An 18068-nucleotide genomic window follows, 5' to 3' on the forward strand; every position below is an offset into this window, starting at 1 on the left:
TGATTTTTGTTTAAGTGACGTTGTTTCGTCGATGTGATGAGTATCACGTTTTTTTTCGAGAGATAAAATCGAAGAGAATTGACCGCCTTGTTCAAATAAATTGATTGATATATAACATATTGATAAACCATTTATTTGTTGTACTTATGGACCCGTTTTATATCGCGTGGCAGTCACGGTAGCGTTAAAGGCACGGAATGCCACGCAAAATACAAATTATACTCGCTATGCATCGCGCCAGTTGCAGTTAACGTAACTGGCTGTCTTTCGAACCTCTGCGATTATATCCTGTATAAGCTGGTTTTTGTAAATCTTTCTCCTGCTGACAATGAATGCATAAGCGCACGCCAGGAATGGCTTCCCGACGGGCCTGCGGGATGGGGGCGCCACACTCTTCACATTCATACAGGCTTTCGCCACGCGGAATTTCATCCCGAGCGCGAGCAATCGCATCTTCAATTGTACTGTTGATCTGTTCGTTGACGGCGTCATCGTTAGCCCAACCGGATGCCATATCGTCCCCCCCATATCAATGCTTGTACAGTTAAGTATAGCTAATATAGGGACGAACTCGGGCAGTTCAAGCGTCAGATCTCCGACCATTCCCGCAGCAGATTATGATAAAGATTGAGCAGCGACAGGATCTCTTCACTTTCGCCATAGCGGCTTTTCAGCGACTGAATATTGTTGTCCAGTTCAAACAGCATGGCGCGCTTTTTATCATCGCGGATCATCGACTGGATCCACATAAATGATGCCACTCGCACGCCGCGGGTTACGGGTGTCACGCAGTGCAGGCTGCTGGAGGGGTACAACACCAGATCGCCAGCCGGGAGTTTTACCCAATGTTGTCCGAAGGTGTCATTAACGACCAGTTCGCCGCCGTCGTAGCTTTGTGGATCGCTCAAAAACAGCGTGGCAGAAAGGTCAGTGCGCATCCAGCCGTTTTGTGGATGGCTGCGTACTGCGCCATCCACATGAAAACCATAAGTTTCATTGTTCTGATAGCGATTAAACAGCGGTGTGGAAAGGGTACGCGGCAAGGCAGCGGCAAAGAACAAAGCATGTTGGTTAACCGCGTTCAGCACCTCATTTTGCAGTGCGGCGTACAGGGCGCTGCGGGTGTCCACTTGCTGATTGCTCTTAACTTGTGCGCCTTGTGCACCTGTGGTGACGCGTCCATCAACCCATTCGGCTTGTTCCAGTTGTTCGCGAAACCGGGCGACGTCCTGTGGCGATAGCACGCCAGGAATGTGGTACATCATACAAGTTCTCCAAAAAGTGGGGCCGTGCGCCCCACATCTGAATCAGAAATGCATATTGGCGGTGAGCAGGAACGTTCTTGGTTCGCCCGGGTGATAACGGTAGCCGCTCTTGTTGATCGAGGCGACGTAATCGGTATCAAACAGGTTGTAGACGTTTAGCTGGAAGTCGAGATTGCGATTAACCTGATACCCCAGTTTGGCATCGGCGACCCAATAACCTTCGGTAAATGCTGGCGTTCCCACCGCGCCGTCTGAACCTTTATGCATACTGCCGATGTAACGCGCGCCCGCGCCAACGGAAATATCATCGGTTGCCTGATATTGGCTCCATAAGGTAAAGGCGTGCTCTGGTGTATATGGCAGTGATGATGAACCATCCTGAGCCACGTCCGCGCCATTTTTAATGGTCGCTTTTTGCTGGGTATATCCGCCAATCACCTGCCACGCGGGCGTGATATTCCCGGCCACGGATATCTCATAGCCTTCGACGCGTTTCTTACCGTATTGCGAGTAAGTCCCGTCATCATTTTGCTCAACTTCATTTTCGATATCAGTACGGAACAGCGCGGCGGTAAGCAACAGGCGTTTATCCAGCACCTGCCATTTGGTGCCAATCTCACTGGTGTTGGCTTTTTGCGGTTTAAAGTCGGTGCGGCTGGCGCTGTTACCGCTGCCAGACTGCGCAAGGGCGAAGTTGTTGCCGCCTGGCGGCTGCTGGGAAACGGCATAGTTAATATAGACATTGCCGTTTTCCGTCAGGTGATACAGCGCCCCGGCTTTCCAGTTCACCAGATTGCCCGACTTGGCAGTGTCGATGGTGGTGACCGGAGAACCGTTTGCCACGCCAGCAGGGCAGGTGACTGCGCCGCGTCCACTGCCGCCGCAGGCGGTGGCACTGTCATATTCAGTATGATAATTATCCAGACGGATCCCGCCGTTCAGCTCAAAATCACGGGTGATTTGCAGCGTATCGAAGGCATAAATTGCGAAGGTATCCGTCTGACCATTGGCGTTTGCGCCGTTGCGCGTCAGGCCGCCGGGATGAATGCTGCTGTCAGGATGATAAATATTCACCGCCGGTAACGTCAGCGGATTAACGCCGTAGTTGGTCTGCGTTTCTCGGGTAAATTCCACGCCGGTACTCACATCATGACTGAGCGATCCGGTGAAGAATTTCGCGGTCAGGTTAGTCTGGTTGGTGAGGATTTTATTGCTGGCATCTTTCGTGTTCGCCGTGCGCGACCAGGTCCAGGTATTCACATCGCTGGTGGGCTGGGTAATATTTGACGCCCCACCCATAATCGCCGTCATCAGGTAATTCTGCTTTACGCGCGACCAACGAGTCGTATTGCGAATGGTGGTGTTATCGTTGATGTCGTGCTCAAAACGCATGGTGGCGGTATCGGTGGTCGAATCGTCGTAATCGGAATCCGTGCCATAAAAGTTATGCGTATCTACTTTTCCGGAATGATTCAGTGCCGCTGTTCCCGCAGATGGGGCGGAATAGCCCGGCAAACCGATGGTCGGAATGCCGCCGTCTGGCGTGTTGTGCTGGGTGACATGCAGATAATTAAGATACAAACGATTCGCTGTGCCAAGGCCAAAAGCGACAGAAGGGGCGACGCCGTAACGCTCATTTTTGACTTTGTCGCGTCCGGCATCGTGCGTTTTTTCGCCCATCACATTCAGACGCACCGCGGAGGTATCGCCAATCACCTGATTGACGTCCAGCGTGCCGCGGCGGAACCAGGCGCTGCCAATACTGGCGGAGGCGTCAATGCCGGAATCATTGCGCGGCTGCTTGCTGATCATATTGATCGAGCCCGTCGGCGCGCTGCGCCCGTAGTCGGTGCCGGACGGCCCTTTAATCACTTCGACCTGCTCGGTATTGAAGGTGTCGCGCGAGACGCTGCCGATATCGCGAATGCCATCAATATAAATACTGTTAGAAGTATCGGCACCGCGCATATAAATGGCGTCGCCAGTGGTGGAGTTACCGTTCTCACCAGCAAAAAATGCGCCTACGCCGGGGACGTTTTTGAGTGCGTCGGTAAGGTTAGTCGCGCCCTGATCTTTAATCACCTGTTCGGAAATCACCGTCATCGTGCGGGTCGTATCCGCTACCGGACGCGAGAATTTCGGATCGGCAGATTGTTGTGGCGCATAAAGCGAAGGCGTTGATGCTTCGACAACCAGCGTGTCATCCGCGTTAGTTTGCCCTTCGGCGGCGAGTGCCTGTGCCACAGGCGTGATGCCAATACAAAGACCGGCAAAGAACGTGAGCGAATGAAATTGTCTGGCAGGGAAATTGCGATTGTTTTCCATTTAGCAGGTGACTTTTTCTTATATGTTTAAGTTTTCACTGTCACGAGAAAGCATCTCTGCGGATGCGATGCCACTGTTAATCCCGTAATAGCATTTGTGAAAGTGATAATAATTTTGATAAGCATTATCATTTGGCGCGATTTTCTATCACCCATTGCGCGAAAAAGAAATACATTTATTTACATTGTGTTCATATTTGATGTTTTTTGATTACAAAACAAACGAAAACTGCATCCAGAGGCGAATGCAGTTACGTTGGTGGGGTTATTTGTAGATGGTTGCAGTACCGAACATCTGGTCATTTCCGCCTGCGGAATTAATGACATAACCTTTCGCGCCTTGTTCGCGCGCTTTTTCTGCCAGTTTATCCTCCAGATCGCTTAGGTTTGATGCGCCGGTCGCCGAAACGGTACCGGCGGGCCGTAGCTGACCGCTGTCCTGGTTACTCAGAGGCTGCGCGGCATAAGCCGCGAGAGAGATTCCGCTCAGGACGGTGGCAATCAGTAGTGCGAGGCACTTTTTCATAATGACATCCTCAGAAATACAACGAGTAGTGCCTGATAAGTGTAGGTCGCCTGTGCGATGCAAATGACGCAAAAAATTGACAGAGATGTGCTTGTTTTTTGAACGATATATTTTTACAAAATAAGACAAATCAATGACATGCATGATGCTGATTTTTATGGTGAATTGCCATAAACCATAGTCATGTTAAGGTTTTGGGGAATGATAAATGCAGCCAGATATTTACCCTGTCGCGTTATGCGGGTATCTTACGCCGCTGCTTAAAGGAGAATGCTATGTCCGCCCAGAAACCGGGGTTGCATCCGCGCAACCGTCATCACAGCCGCTACGATCTCGCCACGCTTTGTCAGGTCAATCCTGAACTTAAGCAATTCCTCACGCTTACACCCGCCGGGGAGCAAAGCGTAGACTTTGCCAATCCGCTGGCGGTGAAGGCGCTCAATAAGGCGTTGCTGGCCCATTTTTACGCCGTAGCGAACTGGGACATTCCGGACGGTTTTCTCTGCCCGCCAGTACCGGGCCGGGCGGATTATATTCATCACCTTGCCGATTTACTGGCAGAAGCAAGCGGAACAATTCCATCTAATGCCAGCATTCTGGATATCGGCGTTGGTGCGAACTGTATTTACCCGCTGATTGGCGTACATGAATATGGCTGGCGTTTTACCGGCAGCGAAACCAGCAGCCAGGCGTTAAGCAGTGCGCAGGCGATCATCAGTGCTAATCCGGGGCTTAACCGCGCCATTCGTCTGCGTCGGCAGAAAGAGAGCGGGGCGATTTTTAACGGCATTATCCATAAAAATGAGCAATACGATGCCACCTTGTGTAACCCACCGTTCCACGATTCCGCCGCTGCGGCACGGGCAGGTAGTGAGCGTAAACGCCGTAACCTTGGGCTGAACAAAGACGATGCGCTGAACTTTGGTGGTCAGCAACAAGAGCTGTGGTGTGAAGGCGGTGAAGTCGCCTTTATCAAAAAGATGATTGAAGAGAGCAAAGGCTTCGCGAAGCAAGTGATGTGGTTTACCTCGCTGGTATCTCGTGGTGAAAACTTACCGCCGTTGTATCGTGCACTGACGGACGTGGGCGCGGTGAAGGTGGTAAAAAAAGAGATGGCCCAGGGGCAAAAGCAGAGTCGCTTTATTGCCTGGACCTTTATGAACGACGAGCAGCGTCGCCGTTTTGTCAATCGCCAGCGTTAAAGCGTTGGCTCCCCCGGTGGCAGCGGTTCTGCCGGGGCCGCGCCCGGAGCCGGCAGCACCTGATAAGTCTGCACTGGCGCGCGAACACCCGCCAGGTCGAAATGCTTTTTCACCTGGCTGTCGAGGGCAAAGCGTACCGTCCACTGTTTGAGTGGCAGCGTGGTGAACGACACACGCAGTGTAAACGCGGTATTGCTTAAGCCGACAATCCCGGCAAAGTTCGGTTCACCAATAACCAGCCCGCGAATTTCTTCGTTTTCCATCAGTTCCGTTACCGCATCTTTCAGCGCCTGATTGGCTTTATCAGTATTTTCATGGCGATCAACATCGTAATTTGCCACCACTGAACCAATGCCACGGACAAAGTTGGCAAAGGTGGTAATCGAAGACCACGGAATGATGTGATACGCCCCGGTATCCTGGCGCACGCCAACGGATCGAATCGACATTCGTTCCACCGTACCCGTCAACGGCCCGATAGTGACTAAATCTCCGGTGTTCATACCGTTTTCAAACTGAATAAATACCCCGGTGATAATATCTTTCACCAGCGTTTGCGAACCGAAAGAGATAGCCAGCCCCAACGCCCCTGCACCAGCCAGAAGCGGCGCAATGTTGACGCCGATTTCCGACAACACAATCATGATGGTGATGGTACTGATGATCACTGCCAGCGCGTTACGAAACAGCGTCAGCAGGGTACGTGTGCGGGCGCTGGGCAGCGGGCGACCATGGATATCCGAGGCCAGTCGGTTTTCGATCAAACTGGCGAGCACCGTCCAGCCAACCGCTGAGAAGAAAAGAATGAGCGCGATACGGATCAGGATATCTACCGTTTTTTGCCCCGCACCGTTTTGCAGCCAGTTCCAGAAATCGAACAATCCCCATGCGCTCAACAGCAACATTACCGCCACGCAGACTGTCAGAATACGCGCCGTTTTCAGTGCCGCCGAAAGCCAGCCATTCAGCCGTTTTTGCAGCTCCGGATAGTTACGCTGAGTATGTGGCGAGAGGGTGATGGTTTTCGCCAGCCAGCGGGAAAACATACCGGAAACAAACGCTGCGATACCAATAATCGCCAGGCTGCGCACCGTCGCGCCCATCATAAATTTCAGGCTATTGCCCGGATCGAACAACGAAAAGAAAAACAGCACGATAAAATAGGCGCTTGCCAGCCAGTGCCAGACCAGCGCAAAGGCGCGGATAAACAGGCTGAAAAAGGCCAGCGAATGCTCCGCAAAGTTGAGCAAATGCTGGGTAATCTCTTTTTTATTACGAAAGATCAGGTACAGCGCCCAGATGGTCATGCATAGCATGATTGCCACGTTTGCCAGCGCGCCAATTTGTACATTCACCTGATTAGAGATAATCGGCACTGCCACAATCAGGCCATAGCCTATCAAACTGCTTAACCAGCTAAGGCGGCGACTCCAGTAACGGGCGCTCTCGTCCTGAATCGTGAACGGGCGCAGCTCCGCCACGTTTGGGCAAAAAATCAGGCGTAGTACGGCTTTGAAAAATTCAATCAGGGCAAAGGCGTTGAGAAACAAACTTTGTTGGAAAGCGATGGTGCGACTGCCCGCATTCAGGTTGTCGCTTAAAACCTGACCGACAAATAATGTCAGAGCCAGTAACAGCAGGTCGATAATAAACGCCCCGATAATCATTGCCGGAAGCTGCAACCAGTTACTGCGCTCACGATTTTTTTGCCGCGCCCACTGGCCCATTTTGCGATACAGCGGCAGTGCGCACAGGCGAATCAGCCAGTAAAAACCAAACACTAAAACCGCTAACATTGAAAAATGGGTCAGCGCATTGCTGAAGGTTTGTGGATTAAACGGCTTATGTGGGGAGCCGGTGATATTGCGATAAAGTTGCCCGAAGCGGGCGGAAAGGGCTTCACCATAATGGCGGCTGACTTCGGTGACCTTTTGCAGCACGGTTTGCTCTTCAACCAGCGTTGGCGGCACGATCTTCGGGACCGGTTCCGCAGGGGGCGTCGCGGCGACGGTGCGCAACTGGTCGATCAACTCTTTACGCGAGGTGTCATTATCCAGCACATCCGCCAGTGCGCCATAGGCCGCTTTTTTTTGTTCGATATCCGGTTCCGGGGCCGATTCAGTCGTTGAGTCCGTTGTCGTTGTGGTTGTAACGCCGGGTATGGATACCGCGTGGGCAGGTGCGCCCAGCAGGCAGAAGAGGATGAACAGGATCCACCGCATGACTCCTCCAGTGAGAAAACAGAGCAAAAAGATAAGTATAGATGCTGGGGGAGGGGCGATTTTAAATGAGAGGAATCTGGTGTGCCTCCCTTTCGGGTGAAAGGGAGGAAGGGATATTAAGCAGGTTGCTGACAACGTGCGGGCTTTTTTGCCGGATGCGGCGTGAACGCCTTATCCGTCCTACACGTTCATGCAATTTTAATAAGTTGCCATATATCCTGTAGGCCTGATAAGCGTAGCGCATCAGGCAATGTGTCTTATTAAGAGACGTGCTGTAAAAATTCCTGCAAGCGCTGGCTAGGCGGATTTTTGATCAACACCTGCGGATCGCCATCTTCCGCAATCCGGCCTTTGTCGATAAAGATCAGGCGCGAAGCTACTTTCTCGGCAAAACCGATTTCGTGGGTCACGATCACCATCGTCATCCCTTCTTCAGCCAGATCCTGCATAACCTTCAGCACTTCATGGCGCAATTCCGGGTCAAGAGCGGAAGTCGGTTCATCAAACAGCATCATTTTCGGTTTCACCGCCAGCGCGCGGGCAATCGCTACACGCTGCTGCTGACCACCAGAAAGTTCGGAAGGGTAGTGATGTGCACGTTCTGCCAGACCGACTTTCGCCAGCAGTTCACGTGCCAGTTTTTCCGCCTCTTCTTTGTTCGCGCCACGCACGCGTAGCGGGCCAAACATGACGTTTTCCAGCGCCGTCAGATGCGGGAAAAGGTAAAACTGCTGGAACACCATACCCGCTTCCTGGCGAATCAGGCGCTCGTCAACTTTCGGATCGTTAACCTTCAGGCCATCGACAATCAGATCGCCGGAGGTGATTTCTTCCAGTTTGTTGATGCAGCGCAGGAGGGTCGATTTACCGGAACCGGACGGCCCGATAATCACCACGACTTCGCCCTGGGCAATATTCAAATCGATATTGTGCAGCACCTGGGTTGGGCCAAAGTGCTTGGAGACGTTTTTAAATTCAATCACAGGATTTTCATCCTTCTTTCCAGACGACGCAGAATAAAGCTCAGCACCAGGGTAATAATCAGATAGAACACCGCCACGGCGCTCCAGATTTCAAGGGCGCGGAAGTTACCGGCAATAATTTCTTGCCCCTGACGGGTCAGTTCCGCCACGCCGATAACAATAAACAGCGATGTATCTTTAATGCTGATGATCCACTGGTTACCCAGCGGCGGCAGCATGCGGCGCAGTGCCAGCGGTAAAATCACGTAGCGAATGGTTTCCCAACGTGAAAGGCCGAGCGCCAGTCCTGCTTCACGAAAACCTTTGTGGATTGACAGCACCGCACCACGCGTGATTTCTGCAATGTACGCGCCGGAGTTGATCATGATGGTGACCACCGCCGCAGTAAACGGGTCGATGCGTAAGTCGTTAAACGCCATCGGCAGGGCGAAGTAGATAAACATCACCTGGACGACGATAGGTGTGCCGCGGATCACTTCAATAAAGACCAGCGCGACGTGGTTGGCTATCCAACCACCGAAGGTGCGTGCAAAACCTGCCGCCAGTCCGATAACCAGGCCGCCAGCCAGACCGAGGACCGAAATCCACAGGGTCATTTTGGCGCCTTCAATCAGAAGCGGAATGGCAGGCCAGATGGCACTCCAGTCAAACTGCATATGTTGTTCCTGTTACCGTGGTGTAAATACCCGAGCCAGAAGGTTGGCGGGGAGAAACGCTGGCCCGGTATGCAAAAGGCCACCGGGCCATAAATTAAAGGCAATCATTATTTCGGTTCAGTACCGAACCATTTTTTGTAGATTTCGTTGTATGTGCCGTTCTCGCGCAGGGTTTTCAACGCGCCGTTGATTTTGTCACGCAGCTCGTCGCTACCTTTCGGGAACGCAATACCGTATTGTTGTGCTTCCAGAGAGTCACCTACCGCTTTGAACTGACCGTTCCCGGCGGTTTTGATGAAGTACAGAATGTTTGGTGTGTCGTGCAGGACGGCGTCTGCGCGGTTGGTACCCAGTTCCATATAGGCGTTATCGATGTTCGGGAACTGACGCAGATCTTTGGTTTTGATGTTCGCTTTTGCGTAATCAACGGAGCCGGTGCCGCTTTTCACAGCAACCACTTTACCGTCGAGATCTTTCACGCTTTTCACATCGTTATTGTTGGCTTTCACCATCACTAACAGGCCGCTTTTGTAGTAGCCGTCAGAGAAATCGATCGCTTTTTTACGCTCGTCGGTAATGGTAATGCCCGCCAGCGCCAGATCGATGTTTTTGGTTTGCAGTGCTGGGATGATGCCGCTGAAATCCATTGGTTTCAGTTCGTAATCCAGCTTCAGTTCTTTGGCGATAGCAGCCCACAGATCCACATCAAAACCAACGTATTTGTCGCCCTGTTTAAATTCAAACGGAACGAAGGCGGTATCCGTCGCCACAACCAGTTTTTTATCCGCGGCATGAGAAGAAACCGCAAAAGCCAGGGTCAGTGCAGCCAGTGAAACTTTTAATACAGACTTCATAGCATTTCCTTTTTTCTATCCACGGGACGATCCCCTGCGTGACATTTACGTATATGAAAAAATCGTGCCAGTTTTACAACTCTTTGATTTTTATAGGAGCAGTTAAAACGGGTTGCACAATTTATGGGGCAATATCTCCGGTCTGCACCATATTGGGGCGCCAAAGTGGTGCGCAAAAATAGTGCACTCAACACATAGGTTATTTAGCGTAAATTCTGATGAAAAAACAATCTTTATGTAACGATTGTGTGATGTTGTTGATACAAATGTTTTACTTTGACAGGCGGGAAAGACGATGAGTTGCACTAAAAAAGTGCGTAGAGGCGGGCAGCAATGCAAAACGGCCTCCTGTCAGGAAGCCGCCTTTATCGCTTACTTAAGTTTTGCACCATCTGCGATGGATTTATTCGATATTAGATTCGATAAACCACAAGAATTTATCCAGGTCGCGGGAAGCGGCGGTCAGGATATCTGCGGTGTCGTCATCTTTCGCTTCGCCAATCGCTTTGCGCACGTCGTTGGCAACAATCGCGTAACGGTCAGCCAGCTCTTTCAGGTGATCCTGAACGCTGTGGATGTCCAGGGGGTAGCTTTTCAGCGGGGTTTTGCTGTTAATAACTTGAGTGGTACCAAGGGCAACGCCGCCTAGTTGCACCGCGCGCTCTGCCATAGTATCCAGGTGATCGGTCAGTGCGGTACGGAAACCATCCAGCATCTCATGTACGGCAATGAAGTTAGCGCCGCGCATGTTCCAGTGCGCTTGTTTGGTAATCAAAGAGAGATCAATAAACTGGATAACCTGGCGATTCAGCAACTCAACTGTCGCTTTCTTCTCGCTGTCAGAGACATCGTTGCGGGTATAAAGCAGATTTGTCGCTTTTGCTTTAACTAATTTAGCGGTACTCATAATTTCATATCCTCTTGATGTTGTGTCCCAGTAATTAACGAGACTAAGTATAGCACCACCCTGGTGTTCCGCTATTCTGGCTGTCCCTATCACACTAATAGCGGTAACAAGCGTGAAAAATAAAAACCATATAAATTCACATAGTTATGTATATTGCTGGAGGCAATTCTTATTTTCTTTTTTACGCGAGCTATTCAGAGAGAATAGGTTTTAGGATAACAAGATATATAAAAAGGGCAGGGATGAAGAGTCGTGTAATATTCTGCATGGTTATGCATAACCATGCAGAAAGCTAGCTTTAATTAATATCTAATTCTTTAATTTTAGTCTCTTTGCGCGCTGTCAGCGTTGAGCCCATTGAGGCGGCAATAATCGCGCCGAGGGCCAGCAGTTGTATTGGCGCCAATGTCTCACCGAGGAAAATCATTCCGGAAACGGCAGCCAGCGCAGGTTCCATACTCATTAGCGTACCAAATGTCCGGGTCGGCAGACGGGTGAGGGCAATCATCTCAAGCGAATAGGGCAGAGCGGTAGAGAGGATAGCGACAGCCAGACCCAATGGAACAACCGACCAGTGCCAGAGCGCCTCTCCGGCCTGGAATGCGCCAATCGGCACGAAAATAAGCGCCGCAATCAGCGAACCGATTGCCACCGTCGCCGGGCCGTGTTCCGCACCGGCGCGTTGCCCACTTAATATGTAGATAGCCCAACAAGCACCGGCACCGAGCGCCAGCGCACAGCCGGTTAGGTCGACATGCGAAACATCCTGCCCCAGCGGCAGCAGGAACCACAGGCCGAGTACCACCAGCACAACCCAAACAAAGTCTACGGGGCGGCGTGAAGAGAACAGCGCCACTGCCAGTGGTCCGGTGAACTCCAGCGCCACCGCAATCCCAAGCGGTACGGTCTGAATAGCAAGATAAAAAAGATAGTTCATTCCACCCAGTGAGATGCCGTAAAACAACAGCGGCAAGCGCTGTTCTTTGGCAAACCGCAGTCGCCACGGTTTAAAGAATGCGATAAGAATCAGTGTTCCCAGCGCCAGACGCAGTGCAGTCACGCCCGGCGCGCCGACCAGTGGAAAAAGCGACTTTGCTAATGAGGCCCCGCCCTGAATAGACGCCATGGCAACGAGCAATAATAATATCGGTAACCAGACCGGCATTTTACGTAATGTCCCTGGCATCCGTTCCCCCATAAATTTGTATAGTCAGGTAAAGCGAGGAGTGTACTGGATATAACTAAAACTGGTTGAGCATTTGTTGAAAAATTTTTCCCCGTTTTGACTAAAATGCGCCAGGATTGATTGATTCATCAGCTTGGTGATTAGGAATAATCTGGATGAACGACAGTGAAAATATGCGTAATACTTACGCAGTTTACTGAAAAAATGATGTAAATTTAGATGGATAGCGGCATGTGGAAACGTTCTGTTACATGAAATGGCCCGTTAGACATCACAAATCGCGAAGAGTTTCCCATTAATTTTTGATATATTTAAAGCTTAGGACTTATTTGAATCACATTTGAGGTGGTTATGAAAAAAATTGCATGTCTTTCAGCACTGGCCGCAGTTCTGGCTTTCACCGCAGGTACTTCCGTAGCTGCTACTTCTACCGTAACTGGCGGTTACGCTCAGAGCGACGCTCAGGGCAAAATGAACAAAATGGGCGGTTTCAACCTGAAATACCGCTATGAAGAAGACAACAGCCCGCTGGGTGTGATCGGTTCTTTCACTTACACTGAAAAAAGTCGTACTAACAGTGCAGGCGATTACAACAAAACCCAGTACTACGGCATCACTGCTGGTCCGGCATACCGCATCAACGACTGGGCGAGCATCTACGGTGTTGTAGGTGTGGGCTACGGTAAATTCCAGGACACCAACTACCCGACCTATAAACACGACACCAGCGACTACGGTTTCTCCTACGGCGCAGGTCTGCAGTTCAACCCGATCGAAAACGTTGCTCTGGACTTCTCTTACGAGCAGAGCCGTATTCGTAGCGTTGACGTAGGCACCTGGATCGCCGGTGTTGGTTACCGCTTCTAATCACTTCGGTGATATAAAAAATCCGCCCCTCGGGGCGGATTTTTTTATCTTAGGATTTCGGGTCGAAAATATCGGTTCCGAGATGGTTGTAGTCCACCTTCTGTAACTGGAAGTTGGTGATGTAGATTGGCCCGGCTTTCTTCTCGGAAATAAACGGGTAGTTGATGTTGATTTCCTGCGCTTTAATTCCCGTCCACTGTGAGAAAAAACCTAAGAAATCATTGGCTGAACGGCGGGCTTTAATCACCCGATGCGCTTTATCGTCGCTGGAAATGACCATAAAAGGCACCTGGAAATTCTGCTGATATTTATCATCGTGGGCCAGGTATTGAACTTCTTTTCCGCGTTCTTTAAAGGCTAAACCGTGGTCTGAAAAATAAACCATGGAGAAACTGCTGCCGCTGTTGCGTAACTGGTCGTACAGTTTGCGCAGTAAATCGTCAGTTTGCGTCATGGTGTAGAGATAGCACGATGTTTCTTTCGATTGTACAAAGGTTTCGTATTTGCCTTGTGTCCGGTCACAGGCCTGAGGATGTGAGCCCATCAGATGCAAAACAATCAGTTGCGGCTGCGAGTGTTCTTCCGCCAATACCTGAGCGGTCATTGTCAGTAGTTCTTCGTCTTTAGCGTTTTTATCTGCTTCAAAATTACCGTTTTTCAGGAATTGCACTTCATCTGCACGTTTAGCGATGCTGGCGATAGCTGTATCGTATTCGCCTATTTGCCCCTGATTAGAAAACCACCAGGTCTGGAATCCTGCTCGGTTGGCCAGGGTCACAAAGTTATCCTGAAACTGTGGCTTGCCATCGACTACGCGGTTAAGCGTTAATCCGAGAGATTTCTGCGTGGAGCCACTGGCAGCAATATAATCAGAAAAAATCAGGCCGTTAACGCTGCTGGCAAACGGGGTATTGTTCCAGTGACCGCCAAAGGCACCGAGGGCATCGCGACGTGCGCTTTCGCCAATGACCACCACATAAGTATGATATTTGGGTTTAACCGCAGTGACTGTCCAGGTATCTTTCATCCCGGAAAGTTTCGCCATCCGTTCTTGCTCTTCAATCACCTCATTATTGTTGACGATGACATCCCTGGCAAAACGAAATACCGGATAACCGGTGTCTTTGAGTTTAAATACACCGCCCCAGGCGAGATTTTGAACCGGAGCGACAAAAAATGTCGCCACACTGAATACCAGACACAGGCTGTCGAATTTATTCCAGCGTGCTTTTTCATCCTCTTTTTTCCGCCTGATCGCAATCACGCCGAGCGCAAAAATAAATAAGCCGACCAGATAGCTATACCACGGGAAGATCGTAAGAATTTCGGTCGACTCTTCCATATTGGTGGAATGCAGCGCCAGCAATGTATTGAAGTTAGGCGCACCATACGCCTGAGCAAAAGGGAAATAACAGGCCGCCACCAGCGAACAGACGCCTATTAAGGTTTTTTGCACGCGCGGCAACATCCGCCATAGCAAAAGCAAAATGGCAGTAAAAGCGGCGGTGTAGAGAAAACTAAAGGGATAACCTAAACCAAGGTTAATCAATAGCGACTGTAAAAAGTAGAACGCAGTCCACGGGCTAAAAACCCGGCTACGGGAAACAAGCGATTCTTTAAGGGTTAAGTTCATATGCCACTATCGTAACAAACGCCATGTGCTTACCCTGGCGTCAAGGGTCAATACCTGCAAGAGTGCGTGAAGAGGGGGAAGGGTCCGCATCTGCGAGCCGCAATATACGCAGGGCTGCAAGAAGATAGAGCGAGCTGCCGTTCAGGTCAACTACTGAGGAACAAATCTTTTGCGAAGAGAATAGCAAATCCGATAAAAAGTGGGGGGGCAATCCAGAACAATCTATGCCTGCAATAAAGCAGGAGTAAAGCGGCGTACCGCGACGCCGCTATTTATCGGAAGGTTTATCTTGCTGCGGTTTGTTGTTGACCATATCGCACAACATCGAGAGCAGCATTAACCGTACTTTAAAGGGAGAGTGACTAAACACGCGCATACACCTCTTGAACTCATTCATAAGACCTCCTGACTTGCTAATCCCGTCGTTCCATGAGGGATGATTGCATTACATACAGATATAGCACAGGCTATATTATATAGCTATTGCTAAAACGTTAATTTTTTGTACCTTCGCAACTCTGGTTTACAATGTGCGCACGAAATGAGAACGCTATGTATGTGTCACCATAATGAGGAAGCACAATGAGTCGTCGCGCAGGTACGCCAACAGCAAAAAAAGTGACGCAGTTAGTGAACGTGGAAGAGCACGTTGAAGGATTCCGCCAGGTCAGAGAGGCACATCGCCGTGAACTTATCGACGATTACGTTGAGCTGATTTCTGACCTGATGATGGAGGTGGGAGAAGCGCGCCAGGTTGATATGGCCGCCCGTCTGGGAGTCTCTCAACCTACGGTGGCTAAAATGCTTAAGCGACTGGCAACAATGGGATTGATTGAAATGATCCCCTGGCGTGGCGTGTTTTTAACGGCAGAAGGAGAGAAGCTGGCGCAGGAAAGTCGCGAGCGTCATCAGGTCGTCGAAAATTTCTTGTTGGTGTTGGGCGTTAGCCCGGAAATCGCCCGTCGCGACGCGGAAGGCATGGAGCACCATGTCAGTGAGGAGACGCTGGACGCCTTTCGTTTGTTTACCCAGAAACACGGTGCTAAATGAGCCTGCCTTTTTTACGCTCGCTGCAAGGCGATCGCTTTTTTCAGTTATTAATTCTTGTTGGCATCGGATTAAGTTTTTTCGTTCCTTTCACACCTAAGTCCTGGCCTGGCGCTATTGACTGGCACACCATCATTACCTTAAGTGGCCTGATGCTGCTGACCAAAGGCGTCGAGTTAAGCGGCTATTTTGATGTGCTTGGGCGCAAAATGGTGCGCCGTTTTGCTACTGAGCGTCGACTGGCGATGTTTATGGTGCTGGCAGCGGCGCTGCTTTCTACGTTTCTGACCAACGACGTCGCGCTGTTTATTGTGGTTCCGCTGACCATCACGCTAAAAAGACTGTGTGAGATCCCGGTTAATCGGCTGATTATTTTCGAGGCGTTGGCGGTGAATGCCGGATCGTTGCTGACGCCGATTGGCAATCCGCAAAATATCCTAATCTGGGGACGCTCTGATCTTTCGTTTGTCGGTTTTATTGCCCAAATGGCCCCGCTGGCTGGTGCGATGATGCTGACACTACTGCTGCTGTGTTGGTGTTGTTTCCCTGGAAAGGCGCTGCAATACCATACTGGTTCGCAGATGCCGGAGTGGAAGCCTCGGCTGGTGTGGAGTTGTCTGGGGCTGTATATCGTCTTCCTTATGGCGCTGGAGTTGAAACAAGAGCTGTGGGGGCTGGTGATTGTGGCGGCGGGCTTTGCGCTTCTGGCGCGTCGCGTGGTGCTGAGCGTGGACTGGACGTTGCTGCTGGTGTTTATGGCGATGTTTATCGACGTCCATTTACTGACCCAACTTCCGGTATTACAGGGCGTGTTGAGCAACGTGAGTCATTTATCTGAACCTGGATTATGGCTGACGGCGATTGGTTTATCGCAGGTAATCAGTAACGTGCCGGGCACGATTTTGCTGCTCAATTATGTGCCTCCGTCTTTACTACTGGCATGGGCGGTAAACGTAGGTGGCTTTGGTTTATTACCCGGATCGCTGGCAAATTTGATTGCACTACGTATGGCGAACGATCGCCGTATCTGGTGGCGTTTCCATCTCTATTCAATACCGATGCTGTTGTGGGCGGCGCTGGTGGGATATGTTTTGTTGGTTATGATCCCGGCGGGGTAAGGTCTGACAAATTAAAAAGGCGGATTATTAGTCCGCCTCTGAGTGTTGGTAATACGCGCTTTGTTCATGCCGGATGCGGCCTACAAAATCTTGCGGATTCAATATATTGCAGGTTCTGCGTAGGCCTGATAAGCGTAGCGCATCAGGCAATTATGTATTGCCATTAGCAGCCTCAGGCGGATTATCACTCCGCCTTTTGCTTAAGTTTTAACGATTAATTCAGGCGAACCGGCATCCCGGAACGATTTTTAATCGCTTCATCCAGAACAACCTGATCAACGTCTGGCTGACCAGTCACTGTCTGCACGCTCTTCGTCAGAGTAATCGGTACAATTTCCTGACCTTCAAACTGGGCTTCGGTGGTAGACAGCGGGTTATGGACTTCAATATAACGGCTGCCGTCTGGCTCGGTAGTCGCTTTTACCGGCTCATCAATAAACTGCACGCGAGTACCGACTGGCACTTTCTCGAACAGGAATTTAATGTCTTCGTTACGCAGACGCACACAGCCGTGGCTTACGCGCAGACCGATACCGAAGTTAGCGTTGGTGCCGTGGATAGCGTACAGGCGACCGATGTACAGTGCATACAGCCCCATCGGGTTATCCGGGCCAGCCGGAACGACAGCCGGAAGCGGTTCGCCTGCTGCGCGGTACTCGGCGTGCATTTTTGCGGTCGGTGTCCAGGTCGGGCCTGCTTTCTTACGCTCTACTTTGGTGGTCCAGTTGATAGGTGTGTCTTTACCTAACTGACCAATCCCGATCGGCAACACGATAACGGTGTTGGTCCCTTTCGGATAGTAGTACAAACGCATCTCTGCGCTGTTAATGACGATACCTTCATGCACGGTATCTGGCAGGATCAACTGCTGTGGAATGTTCAGTACGGTGCCGCCTTTCGGCAGGAAGGTATCCACACCCGGGTTCGCTTCCATCATGTTGGAAAGACCCATCTGGTACTCGGCAGCAAAATACTCCAGCGGCTGAGTGTTACCTTCAGGGATAGTGATCACCTGATTCTGACCAACCAGGCGACTCCCGTCGGTTGGCAGAGGATAAGTTACCGCAGAGGCGGTACTGCAAAAGCCGACAACAGCGAAGGCCGCTGCGAATAATGTTTTCAATTTCATATTCATGTTAAGCGAGATTTAGTGCCTGGCAGGCCATTAGGTTGAGAATATTAGAGTATTGGAAGCGCATTATATGTTCATTCCAGCTAACAGTGAAATCAGATGTGTACTAAATCACATTTTTTGCCTTTGGGAAGAGTGTAGACCTT

The 18068-nt window shown here is 50.6% G+C and carries 18 protein-coding genes; 5 read left to right on the forward strand and 13 right to left on the reverse strand.

The genetic code is table 11. From position 1 onward, the window contains the following. Nucleotides 1–247: 247 nt before the first annotated feature. From ybiI to mcbA, 4 genes are all read right to left on the reverse strand, one after another. Nucleotides 248–514: a C4-type zinc finger protein YbiI gene (gene ybiI, locus AACS80_RS00590; RefSeq protein ID WP_130259772.1), complete on the reverse strand. Its 267-nt coding sequence runs from the start codon at nt 512–514 to the stop codon at nt 248–250. Nucleotides 515–587: 73 nt separating this feature from the next. Then, on the reverse strand, nt 588–1265 hold the full coding sequence (gene ybiX, locus AACS80_RS00595; protein ID WP_135409739.1) for a PKHD-type hydroxylase YbiX: 678 nt from the start codon (nt 1263–1265) through the stop codon (nt 588–590). Between the two features lie 42 nt (nt 1266–1307). Next, nucleotides 1308–3590, reverse strand: a complete 2283-nt coding sequence (locus tag AACS80_RS00600) for a catecholate siderophore receptor Fiu (protein WP_138183610.1) — start codon at nt 3588–3590, stop codon at nt 1308–1310. Between the two features lie 264 nt (nt 3591–3854). After that, a complete protein-coding gene (gene mcbA, locus AACS80_RS00605; RefSeq protein WP_135491056.1) occupies nt 3855–4115 on the reverse strand; it encodes a DUF1471 family periplasmic protein McbA in 261 nt (86 codons plus the stop codon). Between the two features lie 275 nt (nt 4116–4390). Between mcbA and rlmF the strand changes: the two genes are divergently transcribed. After that, a complete protein-coding gene (rlmF, locus tag AACS80_RS00610) occupies nt 4391–5317 on the forward strand; it encodes a 23S rRNA (adenine(1618)-N(6))-methyltransferase RlmF (protein WP_167850462.1) in 927 nt (308 codons plus the stop codon). Here rlmF and ybiO read toward each other — a convergent pair. The 6 genes from ybiO to rhtA form a co-directional block, all read right to left on the reverse strand. Beyond that, complete coding sequence (gene ybiO, locus AACS80_RS00615; protein WP_135406247.1) at nt 5314–7539, reverse strand: mechanosensitive channel protein; 2226 nt, start codon at nt 7537–7539, stop codon at nt 5314–5316. The genes rlmF and ybiO overlap by 4 nt on opposite strands. 260 nt (nt 7540–7799) lie before the next feature. After that, a complete protein-coding gene (gene glnQ / locus AACS80_RS00620) occupies nt 7800–8522 on the reverse strand; it encodes a glutamine ABC transporter ATP-binding protein GlnQ (RefSeq protein WP_000569080.1) in 723 nt (240 codons plus the stop codon). Beyond that, on the reverse strand, nt 8519–9178 hold the full coding sequence (glnP, locus tag AACS80_RS00625) for a glutamine ABC transporter permease GlnP (RefSeq protein WP_061090926.1): 660 nt from the start codon (nt 9176–9178) through the stop codon (nt 8519–8521). The genes glnQ and glnP overlap by 4 nt, the downstream gene beginning before the upstream one ends. 107 nt (nt 9179–9285) lie before the next feature. Then, nucleotides 9286–10032, reverse strand: a complete 747-nt coding sequence (gene glnH, locus AACS80_RS00630) for a glutamine ABC transporter substrate-binding protein GlnH (RefSeq protein ID WP_130205139.1) — start codon at nt 10030–10032, stop codon at nt 9286–9288. 403 nt (nt 10033–10435) lie between these two features. Then, nucleotides 10436–10939, reverse strand: coding sequence for a DNA starvation/stationary phase protection protein Dps (dps, locus tag AACS80_RS00635; protein WP_064530112.1), 504 nt, complete (start codon nt 10937–10939; stop codon nt 10436–10438). Nucleotides 10940–11237: 298 nt separating this feature from the next. Next, on the reverse strand, nt 11238–12125 hold the full coding sequence (rhtA, locus tag AACS80_RS00640; protein WP_130205141.1) for a threonine/homoserine exporter RhtA: 888 nt from the start codon (nt 12123–12125) through the stop codon (nt 11238–11240). A 233-nt stretch (nt 12126–12358) separates the two neighbouring features. Here rhtA and AACS80_RS00645 point away from each other — a divergent pair, with 233 nt between their 5' ends. Together AACS80_RS00645 and ompX are read left to right on the forward strand one after the other, a co-directional pair. Then, nucleotides 12359–12424, forward strand: coding sequence for a protein YliM (locus AACS80_RS00645; protein ID WP_120795379.1), 66 nt, complete (start codon nt 12359–12361; stop codon nt 12422–12424). A gap of 52 nt (nt 12425–12476) precedes the next feature. Then, the gene (gene ompX, locus AACS80_RS00650) at nt 12477–12992 is read left to right on the forward strand and encodes an outer membrane protein OmpX (RefSeq protein WP_105289445.1); all 516 of its coding nucleotides are present in this window, start codon (nt 12477–12479) and stop codon (nt 12990–12992) included. Nucleotides 12993–13041: 49 nt separating this feature from the next. On the opposite strand, the gene opgE is transcribed toward ompX, so the two are convergent. Both opgE and mntS read right to left on the reverse strand, forming a co-directional pair. Then, nucleotides 13042–14625 carry a phosphoethanolamine transferase gene (gene opgE, locus AACS80_RS00655; protein WP_131162152.1) on the reverse strand — a complete coding sequence of 528 codons (1584 nt, stop codon included), beginning with the start codon at nt 14623–14625 and terminating at the stop codon, nt 13042–13044. Nucleotides 14626–14893: 268 nt separating this feature from the next. Further along, complete coding sequence (gene mntS / locus AACS80_RS00660) at nt 14894–15022, reverse strand: manganase accumulation protein MntS (protein WP_001001761.1); 129 nt, start codon at nt 15020–15022, stop codon at nt 14894–14896. A 185-nt stretch (nt 15023–15207) separates the two neighbouring features. Here mntS and mntR point away from each other — a divergent pair, with 185 nt between their 5' ends. Together mntR and AACS80_RS00670 are read left to right on the forward strand one after the other, a co-directional pair. Beyond that, nucleotides 15208–15675, forward strand: a complete 468-nt coding sequence (gene mntR, locus AACS80_RS00665) for a manganese-binding transcriptional regulator MntR (protein ID WP_130259766.1) — start codon at nt 15208–15210, stop codon at nt 15673–15675. Further along, nucleotides 15672–16790 carry an anion transporter gene (locus AACS80_RS00670; RefSeq protein ID WP_130205147.1) on the forward strand — a complete coding sequence of 373 codons (1119 nt, stop codon included), beginning with the start codon at nt 15672–15674 and terminating at the stop codon, nt 16788–16790. Before mntR ends, AACS80_RS00670 begins: the two co-directional genes overlap by 4 nt. A 214-nt stretch (nt 16791–17004) precedes the next feature. On the opposite strand, the gene ldtB is transcribed toward AACS80_RS00670, so the two are convergent. Continuing rightward, nucleotides 17005–17925 (reverse strand): L,D-transpeptidase, encoded by a 921-nt coding sequence (gene ldtB, locus AACS80_RS00675; protein WP_001056384.1) that lies wholly within the window; start codon nt 17923–17925, stop codon nt 17005–17007. Between the last annotated feature and the right edge of the window lie 143 nt (nt 17926–18068).

This window comes from Escherichia sp. E4385, from assembly GCF_963883145.1.
Lineage (GTDB): Bacteria > Pseudomonadota > Gammaproteobacteria > Enterobacterales > Enterobacteriaceae > Escherichia.

Excerpts from the sequence above, each read along its gene's own strand:
- ybiX (WP_135409739.1), bottom strand. The coding sequence starts at position 1,265 with ATGATGTACCACATTCCTGGCGTGCTATCGCCACAGGACGTCGCCCGG.
- rhtA (WP_130205141.1), bottom strand. The coding sequence starts at position 12,125 with ATGCCAGGGACATTACGTAAAATGCCGGTCTGGTTACCGATATTATTA.
- dps (WP_064530112.1), bottom strand. The coding sequence starts at position 10,939 with ATGAGTACCGCTAAATTAGTTAAAGCAAAAGCGACAAATCTGCTTTAT.
- ybiO (WP_135406247.1), bottom strand. The coding sequence starts at position 7,539 with ATGCGGTGGATCCTGTTCATCCTCTTCTGCCTGCTGGGCGCACCTGCC.
- ldtB (WP_001056384.1), bottom strand. The coding sequence starts at position 17,925 with ATGAATATGAAATTGAAAACATTATTCGCAGCGGCCTTCGCTGTTGTC.
- ompX (WP_105289445.1), top strand. The coding sequence starts at position 12,477 with ATGAAAAAAATTGCATGTCTTTCAGCACTGGCCGCAGTTCTGGCTTTC.
- mntR (WP_130259766.1), top strand. The coding sequence starts at position 15,208 with ATGAGTCGTCGCGCAGGTACGCCAACAGCAAAAAAAGTGACGCAGTTA.
- ybiI (WP_130259772.1), bottom strand. The coding sequence starts at position 514 with ATGGCATCCGGTTGGGCTAACGATGACGCCGTCAACGAACAGATCAAC.
- mntS (WP_001001761.1), bottom strand. The coding sequence starts at position 15,022 with ATGAATGAGTTCAAGAGGTGTATGCGCGTGTTTAGTCACTCTCCCTTT.
- glnH (WP_130205139.1), bottom strand. The coding sequence starts at position 10,032 with ATGAAGTCTGTATTAAAAGTTTCACTGGCTGCACTGACCCTGGCTTTT.
- glnP (WP_061090926.1), bottom strand. The coding sequence starts at position 9,178 with ATGCAGTTTGACTGGAGTGCCATCTGGCCTGCCATTCCGCTTCTGATT.
- rlmF (WP_167850462.1), top strand. The coding sequence starts at position 4,391 with ATGTCCGCCCAGAAACCGGGGTTGCATCCGCGCAACCGTCATCACAGC.
- mcbA (WP_135491056.1), bottom strand. The coding sequence starts at position 4,115 with ATGAAAAAGTGCCTCGCACTACTGATTGCCACCGTCCTGAGCGGAATC.
- AACS80_RS00600 (WP_138183610.1), bottom strand. The coding sequence starts at position 3,590 with ATGGAAAACAATCGCAATTTCCCTGCCAGACAATTTCATTCGCTCACG.
- AACS80_RS00670 (WP_130205147.1), top strand. The coding sequence starts at position 15,672 with ATGAGCCTGCCTTTTTTACGCTCGCTGCAAGGCGATCGCTTTTTTCAG.
- opgE (WP_131162152.1), bottom strand. The coding sequence starts at position 14,625 with ATGAACTTAACCCTTAAAGAATCGCTTGTTTCCCGTAGCCGGGTTTTT.